This is a genomic window from Tundrisphaera macrotermitis (assembly GCF_051175315.1).
Classification (GTDB): domain Bacteria; phylum Planctomycetota; class Planctomycetia; order Isosphaerales; family Isosphaeraceae; genus Tundrisphaera.
The window spans coordinates 4,302,275-4,314,241 of record NZ_CP195100.1 but is presented as its reverse complement, the minus strand read 5'-3'; the positions used below and the strand labels follow the sequence as shown (position 1 = coordinate 4,314,241).

At 70.2% G+C, this 11,967-nt stretch carries 11 protein-coding genes and 1 rRNA gene; 8 read left to right on the top strand and 4 right to left on the bottom strand.

Going from position 1 to position 11,967, the window contains the following annotated elements; genetic code table 11:
• The first annotated feature begins 65 nt into the window (after positions 1-65).
• The 6 genes from TA3x_RS17365 to TA3x_RS17340 all read left to right on the top strand — a co-directional run bounded on the left by TA3x_RS17365 (position 66) and on the right by TA3x_RS17340 (position 5,116).
• Positions 66-977 (top strand): dihydrodipicolinate synthase family protein, encoded by a 912-nt coding sequence (locus TA3x_RS17365; protein WP_435015916.1) that lies wholly within the window; start codon positions 66-68, stop codon positions 975-977.
• Between the two features lie 50 nt (positions 978-1,027).
• Entirely contained in the window at positions 1,028-1,375 is a 348-nt protein-coding gene (locus TA3x_RS17360) for a hypothetical protein (RefSeq protein ID WP_435015915.1), read from the top strand.
• A 67-nt stretch (positions 1,376-1,442) separates the two neighbouring features.
• A complete protein-coding gene (locus TA3x_RS17355; RefSeq protein WP_435015914.1) occupies positions 1,443-2,390 on the top strand; it encodes a 4-hydroxyproline epimerase in 948 nt (315 codons plus the stop codon).
• Positions 2,387-3,502 (top strand): NAD(P)/FAD-dependent oxidoreductase, encoded by a 1,116-nt coding sequence (locus TA3x_RS17350; protein WP_435015913.1) that lies wholly within the window; start codon positions 2,387-2,389, stop codon positions 3,500-3,502. Before TA3x_RS17355 ends, TA3x_RS17350 begins: the two co-directional genes overlap by 4 nt.
• Before the next feature lie 43 nt (positions 3,503-3,545).
• On the top strand, positions 3,546-3,842 hold the full coding sequence (locus TA3x_RS17345; protein WP_435015912.1) for a (2Fe-2S)-binding protein: 297 nt from the start codon (positions 3,546-3,548) through the stop codon (positions 3,840-3,842).
• On the top strand, positions 3,839-5,116 hold the full coding sequence (locus TA3x_RS17340) for an FAD-dependent oxidoreductase (RefSeq protein WP_435015911.1): 1,278 nt from the start codon (positions 3,839-3,841) through the stop codon (positions 5,114-5,116). The genes TA3x_RS17345 and TA3x_RS17340 overlap by 4 nt, the downstream gene beginning before the upstream one ends.
• Here TA3x_RS17340 and TA3x_RS17335 read toward each other — a convergent pair.
• Complete coding sequence (locus tag TA3x_RS17335; RefSeq protein ID WP_435015910.1) at positions 5,110-6,270, bottom strand: formylglycine-generating enzyme family protein; 1,161 nt, start codon at positions 6,268-6,270, stop codon at positions 5,110-5,112. The genes TA3x_RS17340 and TA3x_RS17335 overlap by 7 nt on opposite strands.
• A gap of 285 nt (positions 6,271-6,555) precedes the next feature.
• Here TA3x_RS17335 and TA3x_RS17330 point away from each other — a divergent pair, with 285 nt between their 5' ends.
• Positions 6,556-7,014: an SgcJ/EcaC family oxidoreductase gene (locus tag TA3x_RS17330; protein WP_435015909.1), complete on the top strand. Its 459-nt coding sequence runs from the start codon at positions 6,556-6,558 to the stop codon at positions 7,012-7,014.
• A gap of 7 nt (positions 7,015-7,021) precedes the next feature.
• Here TA3x_RS17330 and TA3x_RS17325 read toward each other — a convergent pair whose 3' ends face one another.
• Both TA3x_RS17325 and TA3x_RS17320 read right to left on the bottom strand, forming a co-directional pair.
• The gene (locus tag TA3x_RS17325) at positions 7,022-8,296 is read right to left on the bottom strand and encodes a hypothetical protein (RefSeq protein ID WP_435015908.1); all 1,275 of its coding nucleotides are present in this window, start codon (positions 8,294-8,296) and stop codon (positions 7,022-7,024) included.
• A 200-nt stretch (positions 8,297-8,496) separates the two neighbouring features.
• The gene (locus tag TA3x_RS17320; protein WP_435015907.1) at positions 8,497-9,411 is read right to left on the bottom strand and encodes a YybH family protein; all 915 of its coding nucleotides are present in this window, start codon (positions 9,409-9,411) and stop codon (positions 8,497-8,499) included.
• Between the two features lie 767 nt (positions 9,412-10,178).
• Between TA3x_RS17320 and pap the strand changes: the two genes are divergently transcribed.
• Positions 10,179-11,654 (top strand): polyphosphate:AMP phosphotransferase, encoded by a 1,476-nt coding sequence (gene pap / locus TA3x_RS17315; protein WP_435015906.1) that lies wholly within the window; start codon positions 10,179-10,181, stop codon positions 11,652-11,654.
• Positions 11,655-11,768: 114 nt separating this feature from the next.
• Here the strand turns inward: pap and rrf are convergent.
• Positions 11,769-11,877 (bottom strand): 5S ribosomal RNA (rrf, locus tag TA3x_RS17310).
• Positions 11,878-11,967 lie beyond the last annotated feature (90 nt).

Below are 11,967 nucleotides of genomic sequence, written 5' to 3'. Positions count from 1 at the left end.
GGGGACGCCGCGGACCCTCTCTCGCGGCGTCCCCGTCCCCGTTCTCCGACCGAGGCAAGACGACCATGAGCGTGACCTGGCAGGGCGTGTTCCCGGCGGCGTGCACCCAGTTCCGCGAGGACGAGTCGCTGGACATCCCCGCGACCCTGGAGCACGTCGAGGCGATGCTCGCGGCCGGCATCGACGGGCTGGTGATGCTGGGCACCGTCGGCGAGAACTGCTCGCTGGAGGCCGTCGAGAAGCGCGAGCTGCTCAAGGCCACCGTCGACCACGTCGCCGGCCGGGTCCCGGTCCTCTCGGGCGTGGCCGAGTACACCACGGCCCTGGCCTGCCGGTTCGCCGCCGACGCCCTGCGGATCGGGGCCGACGGCCTGATGGTCCTGCCCGCGATGGTCTACAAGTCGGACGGCCCCGAGACGGTCGCCCACTTCAAGGCGGTCGCCCGGGCCACCGAGCTGCCGATCATGATCTACAACAACCCCGTCTCGTACGGGGTCGACATCCCGCCGCCCCTGTTCGCCGAGCTGGCCGACGAGCCGACCGTCGTGGCAATCAAGGAGTCGTCCGAGAACCCCCGGCGGATCACCGACATCCGCAACGAGGTGGGCGACCGGTTCCTCCTGTTCTGCGGCGTCGACGACCTCGTCATGGAAAGCTACCTGCTGGGGATCCAGGGCTGGATCTCCGGGCTGGTCAACGCCTTCCCGCGCGAGAATCGCCTCCTGTGGGACCTCCTGACCGCCGGCCGCTACACCGAGGCGGTCGAGGTCTACCGCTGGTACACCCCCCTGCTCCACCTGGACACCCTGCCCAAGCTGGTCCAGTACATCAAGCTCGCCTCGGCCGAGTGCGGCTACGGCACCGAGACCGTCCGCGCCCCCCGGCAGACGATCCAGGGCGCCGAACGCGAGCAGATCCTCAGGATCATCCGCAAGGCCATCGCCGACCGGCCCACGATCGACTTCGCCACCGCGTGACGGGGATTTGACGCTCATTCGATCCGATGATCGGGGCGAGGGCCGAGGCGATGACGATCCGTGAGTTCATGAACCGCAAGAAGAAGCGGGTCGCTCTCATCGCCCTCGCCTGCTCCGGTTGTTTCGCGATCAGCGCCCTGCTCACGACCAAATTGGGCGTCCTGGCCCCCATCGTCATCCTCCCCATCCTCGGAGGGGTCTTCGTCTGCTTGATCTATGCCCAACACTTCGCCTTCCGCTGCCCCAACTGCCAGGGGCCCTGGGACGCCTTCATCTGGAAGACGGGATTCCTGATCGCGATCGATCGACGCTTGCGCTACTGCCCCTACTGTGCCACCGACATCGACGCCAAAGGGGGCGCGACCCCGAAGCCCGTCGAGGCGGATTTCTTCGGCTGATCTCGAAGCATCGACACGCCTGCTCCCCCCTCGAACCACATCTCGCCTTTTTGGAGAATGATCTTTCATGAGCCTGTCGGCGATCGGGCGGGTGGCGGTGATCGACTCCCACACCGGGGGGGAGCCGACCCGGGTGGTGATCTCGGGCGGGCCCGACCTGGGGACCGGGGATCTGGCCGGGCGGCGGGCCCTGTTCCGCGACCGGTTCGACACCTTCCGGTCGGCGGTGTGCAACGAGCCGAGGGGTTCCGACGCGATGGTCGGGGCCCTGCTCTGCGAGCCGGTCGACCCGGCGTGCGCGGCGGGGGTGATCTTCTTCAACAACGTGGGCGTGCTCAACATGTGCGTCCACGGCACGATCGGGCTGGTCGTGACCCTGGCCCACCTGGGGCGGATCGGCCCCGGCGTCCACCGGATCGAGACGCCGGTGGGGGAGGTGGCCGCCACCCTCCACGAGAACAACGAGGTCACCGTCCGCAACGTCCCGGGGTATCGCCACGCCAAGGCCGTGGCGGTCGAGGTCGAGGGGCATGGCACGGTCCACGGCGACATCGCCTGGGGCGGCAACTGGTTCTTCCTGGTCGACGACCACGGCCAGGACCTCCAACTCCGCAACATCGAGCGGCTGACCGACGTGGCCTGGAAGGTCCGCGAAGGTCTGGAGCGGGCCGGGATCGCCGGCGCCGACGGCGGCGAGATCGACCACATCGAGTTGTTCGGGCCATCCGAAGCGGCCGACAGCCGGAACTTCGTCCTCTGCCCCGGCAAGGCCTACGACCGCTCCCCCTGCGGCACCGGCACCAGCGCCAAGATCGCCTGCCTGGTGGCCGACGGCAAGCTGCCCGAGGGCCGCCGCTGGCGTCAGGAGAGCATCATCGGCAGCGTCTTCGAAGGGTTCGCCACCGTCGAGGAGGGCCGGACGATCCCGCACGTCCGGGGCTCGGCCTTCATCACGGCCGAGGCCACGCTCCTGCTCGACCCGGCCGACCCGTTCCGCGACGGGATCCGCCCGTGAGCCGCGCCCGCGTGGTCGTGGTGGGCGCCGGGATCGTGGGGGCCGCCTGCGCCCGGGCGTTGGCCGTCGACGGGCTCGCCGTGACCGTCGTCGACGACCGCCCGGTCGGCAGCGGCGCCACGGCCGCCGGCATGGGCCACGTCGTGGCGATGGACGATTCCGAGGCCCAGTTCGCCCTCTGCCGCCGCTCCCAGACGCTCTGGGATGAATTGGTGGCGCGGGGCGGCGGCCGGGTCGAGTCCACCCGGTTCGGCACCCTCTGGGTCGCGGCCGACGCCGACGAGATGGACGAGGTCGGCCGCAAGGCCCGGTTCTTCGCCGATCGCGGCGTCCCGGCCGAGGTCCTCGACCCCCATCAACTCGCCGCGGCCGAGCCCCACCTCCGCCCCGGATTGGCCGGCGGCCTCCGCATCCCCGGCGACTCGGTGGTCTACCCGCCCACCGCCGCCCGGTTCCTCCTGGACGAGGCGACCGCCCTGGGGGCGACCGTCCGGATCGGCCCATCGGTGGCGGCGATCTCGGGCCATTCCGTCCGCCTCGCCGACGGGACCACGATTGCCGCCGACCTCGTGGTCAACGCCGGCGGGGCCCGCGCGGTGGCCCTCACGCCGGGCCTGCCGATCCGCCCGCGCAAGGGGCACCTGGTCATCACCGACCGCCACCCCGGGATGGCCCGGCACCAGATCCTGGAACTGGGCTACCTCAAGAGCGCCCACGGGTCGGACCAGGACTCGGTGGCCTTCAACGTCCAGCCCCGGCCGACCGGGCAATTGCTCATCGGATCGTCGCGACAGTACGGCGTGACGGACCGGGCCATCGACCCGGAGATGCTCCGCAAGATGGTCGACCGGGCCCTGCTCTACATGCCCGACCTGCGGCGGGTCTCGGCCATCCGCGCCTGGACCGGCTTCCGCGCCGCCACGCCCGACTCGCTGCCCCTGATCGGCCCTCATCCCGACGACCCCGCCCTGCTGGTGGCGACCGGCCACGAGGGGCTGGGGATCACCACGTCGCTGGGGACCGCCGAGTTGATCGCCGACCACGTCGCCGGCCGCCCGTCGATTATTTCGCGCGACCCCTATCTTCCGTCCCGCGGATTTGCGTATCATTGAGACACGATCTCAACTGACTCCGCACCCAACGGATGGTCACGCGATGCAGCCAGAGACGATTCCGATCAAGATCGACGGCCGGGAGTATCAGGTCCGGGCGGGGACCTCGGTCGCGGTCGCCCTGGTCCGGAGCCTGGGCCCGGCGTTCCGCAAGTCGGCGACCGGCGAGCGGCGCGGGCCGTTGTGCGGCATGGGCGTCTGCTTCGAATGCCGGGCCACCGTGGACGGCCGCGAGCAGCGGGCCACCTGCCAGATCTTCTGCCGGGCCGGCATGGACGTGCGGACCGACCTCGGCGAGGCCCGGGACGTCCCGGATCTCCAGCACGCCTCGGCCCGATGAAGCACGGGCGCGAGTTCGACGTCCTGGTGATCGGGGCGGGGCCGGCCGGGATGGCCGCCGCGATCTCCGCCTCGGGCGACGGCCGCGTCGTCGGCGTGGTCGATGACAACCCCGACCTCGGCGGCCAGATCTGGCGTGGCGAGAGGGCCGCGCCCCACGACCCCGAGGCCGCCCGCTGGTTCCGCCGGGCTTATGAAGCCAACCCCGTCGTCCTGCCCGGCACCCGGATCCTCGCCCGGTCGGGTCCCGACGCGCTGCTGGCCGAGGCGGACGGCCGGGTGGTCGAGCTGGGGTTCCGCCGCCTCGTCCTGGCGACCGGGGCCCGCGAGCTGTTCCTCCCCTTCCCCGGCTGGACCCGGCCCAACGTCCTGGGGGCCGGCGGCATCCAGGCGATGGTCAAGGCGGGGCTGCCCGTCGAGGGACGCCGGATCGTCGTCGCCGGATCGGGGCCGCTGCTCCTGGCGGTGGCAGCGTTGCTCCGCAAACGCGGGGCGACCGTGGCGGCGATCGTCGAGCAGGCCCCGCTCGGCAAGCTCGTCGGCTTCGGCCTCGGCCTCTGGTCGGCCCCGGGCAAGATTCGCCAGGCGATCGGCCTGCGGGCCGGGCTCGGCGGCGTCCCTTTCCGGGCCGGATGGTGGCCGGTCGAGGCCCAGGGGCCCGGGAGCAACGACCCGATCGAGTCGGTGGCGATCACCGATGGCCGCTCGACCCGCGTCGAGCGGTGCGACCTGCTCGCCTGCGGGTTCGGCCTGGTCCCCAACCTGGAACTGGCGACCGTGATGGGCTGCGCCATCGATCGCGGGTCGGTCGGGGTTGACGACCGTCAGCAGACGTCGGTCCCCGGCATCTTCGCGGCCGGCGAGGCGACCGGCGTGGGCGGCGTGGAGGCGGCGCTGGTCGAGGGGCAGATCGCCGGATATGCCGCCATCGACCGGGATGATCTGGCCCGGCCCCTGTTCGCGGCCCGGGACCACGCCCGCAAATTCGCCCGGTCGCTGGAGACGGCGTTCGCCCTCCGGCCCGAACTCCGCCAGCTGGCCCGGCCCGACACGATCGTCTGCCGGTGCGAGGACGTCCGGGCCGCCGCGATCGCCGGCCATTCGGGCTGGACCGACGCCAAGCTCCAGACCCGGCTGGGCATGGGCCCCTGCCAGGGCCGGGTCTGCGGCGGGGCGGTCGCCTTCCTCCACGGCTGGTCGCGGGGCTCGATCCGCCCGCCGATCTACCCGACCAGCCTCGACAACCTGGCCACGGTGCTCGCCGAGGCTCAGTGAGCTTTGGCGGAGGCGGGCGGAGGGGCGTCCAGGGCGCATCGGAAGCCGCCGTGCGATGCGGCCGTGTCCGGGGTGCAGCCGTGGCGGGCGCCGGGGCGATAGCGGGAGCAATAGGTGTCGTTGCAGAGGAACGACCCGCCCCGCTGGACCCGCATCGGGGCGGCGAAGGCCCCGGAACTCGGCCGGGCCGGGCCGGCGGGGCCGGTGGGATTGGTCGCCGTCCCCAGGTGAGCCCGGGCGGCGTAGAGGTCGGGCTGGTACCAGTCCTCGCACCACTCCCAGACGTTGCCGGCCATGTCGTACAGGCCATAGCCGTTGGGGGCGTACTTCTTGACCGGCGAGGTGCGGGCGAAGCCGTCGGTGGCGGAGTTGGCCCTGGGGAAGTCCCCCTGCCAGATGTTGGCTTGGGGCTTCTCGTCCGAGTAGGGGGCGTCGCCCCAGGCGTAGGGCTTGGCCTCCAGCCCGCCCCGGGCGGCGAACTCCCATTCCGCCTCGGTCGGGAGCCGCTTCCCGGCCCACTTCGCGTAGGCCTTGGCGTCGTCCCAGGCCACCTGGACCACGGGGTGATCGTCCTGCCCATCGATGTTGGAGCCCGGCCCGGAAGGATGCTGCCAGCTGGCGCCGGGGACCCACTTCCACCACCCCGAGATGTCGCGGAGGTCGATCGGCCCGGCGCTGGGCTGGAACACCAGGGCGCCGGGGACCATCACCTCGGGCGGGGGCGACGGCGTGCCGGGAGGGGATTGGGCGAGGATCTCCTCGACGGTCGGCTTCCGTTCGGCCACGGTGAGGTAGCCGGTCGCCTTGACGAAGGCGCGGAACTCGGCGTTGGTCACCTCGTGCTCGTCGAGCCAGAAGCCGGCGACCTTGACCCGGTGCGGGGGCTGTTCGTCGGGCCAGGCCTGGTCGTCGGACGTCCCCATCGTGAACGTCCCGCCGGGGATCCAGACCATGCCCGGGGGCACGGCCTTCGCCGACGCGCCCTGGAAGTGTCCCCAGAGCCGGGTCGCCCCGAACGCCACCCCGACCGCCGCCATCGTCAACATGGCGATCTCGAAGATCCGGGCCCGACCGCCCGATCCGTCGCGACCCGGAGCAGCCGCGGCCACGCCCTGATCGATGTCCGATACCTGCCCCGGCTTCGATCGCTTCATCGTCCTGCGGTCCCCCGGCCCTCGGACCGGGCCGGGTCGCGCGACCCGGCCCGACCAATCGAGTATCCGGGCCGGGATCGCGAGGGTCAAGGGGCCGCGACCTACGGGTCCGGTACACCCCCGCCGGGGGACCACACCAGGCCCGTCGGGCCATCTCCTGCGGCGGAGGGTACGCCGACCCGGGCCGTCGTGCGGTCTGGCACCTCGGCCGGGCGTCGGCGACACTGGGGGAGGCCGCGCCGATCGCGGGGCGGACCGCCCCTCCGGCCCCGTCGGGAGTCCGCCATGATCCGCCCTTGCCCGGCCCGCGTCCCGCTCCTCCTCGGCTTCTTGCTGGCGGCCACCGCGCCGCACGCCTTCGCGGACGGCGATGAGGCCGCCGTTCGCGATGTGGTCCGGAAGTACGTCGAGGCCCGCGAGGCCCGGGACCCCGCCGCCATCGAGGCGTTGTTCACCCAGGACGCCGACCAGCTCGTCTCGGACGGGACGTGGCGGAAGGGCCGCGAGGTGCTGGTGAAGGGGATGCTCGAATCGTCGCGACGCAACGCGGCGAAGCGGACCATCGCCGTGGAGGCGGTCCGCTTCCTCGCGGCCGACGTGGCCCTGGTCGACGGCCGCTACCGCCAGGAGGGTCAGGCCGGCGCCCCGGACCGGGTGATGTGGACGACGATCACGCTCCGTCGCGACGGGGCAGCCTGGCGGATCGCGGCGATCCGCAACATGCTGCCCGCGCCGCCGAGTTGAGGGGGCGTTATTGCGCCAGGGCCGGGGCCGCCGGGCTGCCCTGCTGGCCGTCCTGCGACGGGATGCGGAACAGCTTGTACTGGGCGGTCTTGCCGTCGAGCTGGTGGGCCAGGATCGTGGTCTGATCCTGGGTCAGGTTGTACAGGCCGGTCTCGTAGACCGGATCCTTGCGATCGCCGATCGTCCAGGCGATTCGCTGGGTTGCCTTGTCGAGCCCGCCGGTCAGGGGCGTGGTGGAGTCGGATACGGCGTTGTAATAGTTCCCCCGGACGGCACCCGCCTTGTTGATCGCCAACTGGAAGATGTCGTTGGACGTGGTCTCGTCCCCCTGCACCATCGCGAACACGCCCAGCGGCTGCCACGCGTCGGCGGCCGCATCGGCGGCCGGGTCGGGGGTGGCCTGGGCCCCTGCGGTCGCGATCTGGGCGGCCTGCTGGGCATAGACGGCGTCGGTGGCTACCGGCTGATCGCCGTAATAGACCTGGTTGCCCTGGTACGTCACGGTGTTGCCGTAGTCGAAGTACGACGGCTGGACGGTGGCGGGATAGCCGAGATAGCTGGTGTATCCGCCCCAGGGCAGGTAATTCCAGGCCATGCCCGCCCCCCATCCGGCGGCGAACCAGGCGCCCGGGTAGCGTCCGTACCAGCCGGGGGTGAAGGCATTGCGATAGCCGAAATTGTTCCGGATCGTGGTCCCCTGGACATTCAAGGAGGACCGGGAGACGTACCTCGTCCCGGCATAGGCGGCCCCCCCGATGCCCGCCGCGGCGATCCCCCGGCTCATGCCCGCGACGGTCCCGCCCGGGCCGGTCGCGATCCCGTCTCGCCGGCCGGCCGCGACGGTCCCGTTCGCCCCGGTCGCGAACCCGCCCCGCTCGGACCCGGCCCGGACGTTGCCTTCGGGGCCGACCACCACGCCCCCGGCCCGGCCCCCGGCGATCGTGTTGCCGCCGGGCCCGGTGACGCTCCGTCCTACCTCCCCGCCGATGGCCACGGCGCCTCGGGGGCCGGTGTAGACGCCGCCCCGCTCGCCCGCGGATGCGGTCGTCCCCCCCGCCCCGGTGACCGAACCGCCCCGCCCGGCGCTCATCCCCGCCCCGCCGAACCCCGAGCCGGACTCGCGGTAACGCCCCGCCTCGGCCGACCCGCCATAGGGGCCGTGGGCATAGGCCGACCCGCCCGAATAAGACCCGCGATAACCCTCGGCCCGGAAGCCGCCGGCTGCCTCGGAATAGCCGCCCCGGTATCCGCCATACCCGCCGGAGTACCCTCCGCGAGCCATGCCCCCGGAAAATCCTCCGCCTCGGTATCCACCCCCGCCCCCCCCTCGGGCCCCCCCCCCTCCGAATCGCCCCGCGACCGCGGGCGAGGGGATGATGGTCAGGAAGGCCAGGATCCCCGCCGCGATCGCGGGCCGCCAGTCATGCCGCTTCATGATCGGTCCTTTCCCCGGGGAGTCTCCCGGGTTTGGCCTCGCGGCCGTCACTTGCCGTCGCGCACGCGGCGGACCTTGATGGAAGTGGGAGCGGGTTCGTCGGTGCCGGCGCCCGGGCGTCGGACCGAACTCCAGGTGAAGGCGTCGTCCCCCTCCGGGGCCAGACGATTCCGGGCGGTGGTCCGCGACCCGTCGGCATGGGTGGCTTCGGACTCGATCGACCAGCCCTGTCCGTCGCGGATCCAGGTCGCCGCCCCGAAGCCCCCGTCCGGGGCGAACGTCCAGGCCCGGATCACGCCCTCGGCCGGGTCCACCCCGATGACCTGCATCCCTCCGGCGGTCGGGGCCGATTCGTCCTTCTTGGGCTTGATCTCGAATCGGGCGAGGAGAAACGCCTTGGTCGGGGACCACTCGTAGGTGACATGGGCATTCCCATCATCGCCGCCCCCTTCCCACTCGCCGACCAGCCAGGCCAGGTCTTGCAGGGTCGGCCGATCGGCCGTGTCGTCGGCCGACTCCCTGAGCGACGCCATCAGCCACTTGCCGCCCTGGCGGGCATAGACGGCGCTGAAGCGATTGCGATCGGGCTCGGAGTCCTTGGCGGTGACGTGGAACGTCCCCTCCTCGATCGCGGTGTCGGCTCCGACGAACCGGATCGAATCGGTCTTCGACTCCGCCTTGATCTCCGTCCGACCGGCGAACAGCGACGAATAGGCGGAGGCGATGGCCGCGTGCCCCCGGATCACCTTACCGTCGTCGCCGATGTATTCCCCTTCCTCGGTCCAGAAGCGTGCAACCGCCGCGGCGTCCCCCTTCTCGAAGGCGCGGGCGAAATCCTGGGAGATGGCCCGGATGGCCGCCTCATCGGCCTCACGACGGGGCGTCTCCGGGGCATCCTGGGCCCAGGCCGGCAGGCCGGCCACGCATCCGAGCGCGGCCACGAGGATCGGCGTCCAGTTCATCGGGAGATCCCCCCTGGCCGCCGGGCGTCGGGCATTCGGCGGGGCCAGTCGTGTTGATGTCGTCAAGTCTCGCGGCGTCCGTCCCAGGTCCCTACGGGCCACGGTAACGAGACTTTAGGTCGGACTTCAAGAAAAAGCGAAGATGGCCAAGGATTTGACACCGACGGATGAAATCCGGCCGTCCATCCCGACTGGGGTGATTCGATCGGGACGCCGCCACCCTCAGTCGATCGAGATCATCCGGACGGCGGAGCAGGGTTGATGACGAGGCGGCCGCCCCTCCTGGCCGCTTGAAATGCAGCCGCGACATGAGGGCCGAAGGGCCATCCGCCCATCCTCGGCGTTTACCCCCAGTTCGAGGCATCGGCCGATAAGATCCGGTCGATCAGTCGAGAGCTAATTAAACAACTCAGTTTCGTTGGCCTCTCGATCAGGCGCCTACGAAAATGATCTGAGGCTAAGTTTTCATCAGCAGGTTGGACGCGATACATACGCTCGCGCGGATTGGGCATGTGCTCCATTCGTCGTCGAGCTTGCCCTGCCGCATATGGCATTTCCTTCAGGCGTGCTCTTTGTCGAGGCGGGTTGGAGATGTCCGGCTGTCGCATTCGGATTCGAAGTCTTGAAGGGGCTGTCCCAGACCTCCGGGCGAACGGGTGGTTTCTGGGGTCATCATCTCCTCGATCATCCTCCTGCCTGGTATCCTGGGGAGGACGAGCGGACCCTTACGCCATGGACAGACCGATACATCCAGGGTCCTAGAACGCATGTTCGAGAACGCCGAGCTGGGCCACCGGATTGATAAGGCCAACTTCGAGGCCGAGTCCGCCCAGGTCCGTGCCGACCTCCTCGCCGCCCAGCGGGAGCTGGCCGCCGCCGACCTAGCCGTCGTGGTGATCGTGACCGGCTTTGGTGGGGCGGGCAAGTCCGACACGGTCAACCTGCTCCTGGAGTGGCTCGACGCCCGCGGCATTCGGACGCATGCCATGCAGGAGCCGAAGGCCGAGGACCGCCGCCGCCCCACGATGTGGCAATCGTGGCAGGAACTCCCGCCTCGCGGGCAGACGGCCATCTCATTCGGGGCGTGGTATGCCCGGCCCCTCCTCGATCACGTCTTCGGGAAGATCACCCGCCCCGAACTCGACCAGACGCTCGATCGGATCATCGAATTTGAGGAGATGCTGGATCGAGAGGGGGTGCTGGTGGTGAAGTTCTGGCTCCACCTCTCGCAAGAAGGCCAGAAGCATCGGATCACCCAGCTCGAAGCCGACCCGCGTCACCGCTGGAGGAGTTTCAAGCGGGATTGGAAACTCTTCAAGGTCTATAAAGAATATCGATGCGTTGCCGGGCATGTCCTTCGTCGGACCGGTGGCTCGACGAGACCCTGGACGATCGTCGAGGCCACGGATCGCAGGTATTGCCACCTCACGGTGGCGAAATCCCTTCTCGATGCGTTGCAGCGACGGTTGGAACTCTACCGATCCGCCCCGCCCGCCCCGAAGCCGGAACCGTTCCATCTGACGCCCCCGGCGATCAACGTCATCAATGTGCTGGATATGACGCTGAGGCTCGAACCGGCCGAATACAAGAAGCGGCTGGCCCGCGCCCAGGGAAAGCTCGGACGACTGACGAGGCGCCTTCGCAAGAAGGGCCGATCGCTCATCCTCGTCTTCGAGGGGCCCGACGCAGCCGGCAAAGGGGGGGCGATCCGCCGGCTGACGGTGGCCATGGACGCTCGCGATTATCGCGTCGTCTCCATCGCAGCCCCGACGGATGAAGAGAAGGCGAGGCCTTATCTTTGGCGGTTCTGGCGACAACTCCCGCCCGCCGGGCGAGTCACCATCTACGACCGATCCTGGTACGGACGAGTTCTGGTCGAACGGGTCGAGGGGTTCGCCCAGCCCGAACAATGGTCGCGCGCCTTCGGAGAGATCAACGCGTTCGAGGAACAGCTCCTGGATTCCGGAGTGATCCTCATCAAATTCTGGCTGGCGATCACGCCCGATGAGCAACTCAGGCGATTCGAGGCGCGCCAGTCGGTGCCTTACAAGCAGTACAAACTCACTCCCGAAGATTGGCGGAACCGCGATCGGTGGGAAAGTTACGAAGCCGCCGCCTGCGAGATGATCGAGAAAACCGGCAACCAGATGGCCCCGTGGATCCTGGTCGAGGGCGACGACAAGGAATGGGCCCGGATCAAGGTGATCGAGACGGTGGTCCGTCGCCTCAAGGCCCAGCTTTGAAGGGGCGATCGGGACCGGATGAGGAGGCGCCGACCCGGTCCGGACGCCTTCGAAACGAAAAAAGCCGCCGCCCGGCATCCCTGGTGGGGGATGCCGGGCGGCGGCTGGTGTGGGATCCGGCGATGACCGACTTTCGCGCCAGGGGCACTATCATGGGCCTGGCGGGCTTAACGGCCGTGTTCGGGATGGGAACGGGTGGGGCCCCGCCAGTATCGTCGCCGGAAGTCGGCCGGGGGAGGGTCAGCTCCCCGCGGCCGCGGTGGTTCGGATCGTCCGCGGAGGGTGGTCGCACACACGCGTCGTGATGGCGGAC

What these genes read in the sequence shown, in the direction of transcription:
- TA3x_RS17340 (WP_435015911.1), top strand. Translation starts at nt 3,839, where the DNA reads ATGAAGCACGGGCGCGAGTTCGACGTCCTGGTGATCGGGGCGGGGCCG.
- TA3x_RS17335 (WP_435015910.1), bottom strand. Translation starts at nt 6,270, where the DNA reads ATGAAGCGATCGAAGCCGGGGCAGGTATCGGACATCGATCAGGGCGTG.
- TA3x_RS17345 (WP_435015912.1), top strand. Translation starts at nt 3,546, where the DNA reads ATGCAGCCAGAGACGATTCCGATCAAGATCGACGGCCGGGAGTATCAG.
- TA3x_RS17330 (WP_435015909.1), top strand. Translation starts at nt 6,556, where the DNA reads ATGATCCGCCCTTGCCCGGCCCGCGTCCCGCTCCTCCTCGGCTTCTTG.
- TA3x_RS17320 (WP_435015907.1), bottom strand. Translation starts at nt 9,411, where the DNA reads ATGAACTGGACGCCGATCCTCGTGGCCGCGCTCGGATGCGTGGCCGGC.
- TA3x_RS17365 (WP_435015916.1), top strand. Translation starts at nt 66, where the DNA reads ATGAGCGTGACCTGGCAGGGCGTGTTCCCGGCGGCGTGCACCCAGTTC.
- TA3x_RS17325 (WP_435015908.1), bottom strand. Translation starts at nt 8,296, where the DNA reads ATGGCTCGCGGAGGGTACTCCGGCGGGTATGGCGGATACCGGGGCGGC.
- TA3x_RS17355 (WP_435015914.1), top strand. Translation starts at nt 1,443, where the DNA reads ATGAGCCTGTCGGCGATCGGGCGGGTGGCGGTGATCGACTCCCACACC.
- pap (WP_435015906.1), top strand. Translation starts at nt 10,179, where the DNA reads ATGTTCGAGAACGCCGAGCTGGGCCACCGGATTGATAAGGCCAACTTC.
- TA3x_RS17360 (WP_435015915.1), top strand. Translation starts at nt 1,028, where the DNA reads ATGACGATCCGTGAGTTCATGAACCGCAAGAAGAAGCGGGTCGCTCTC.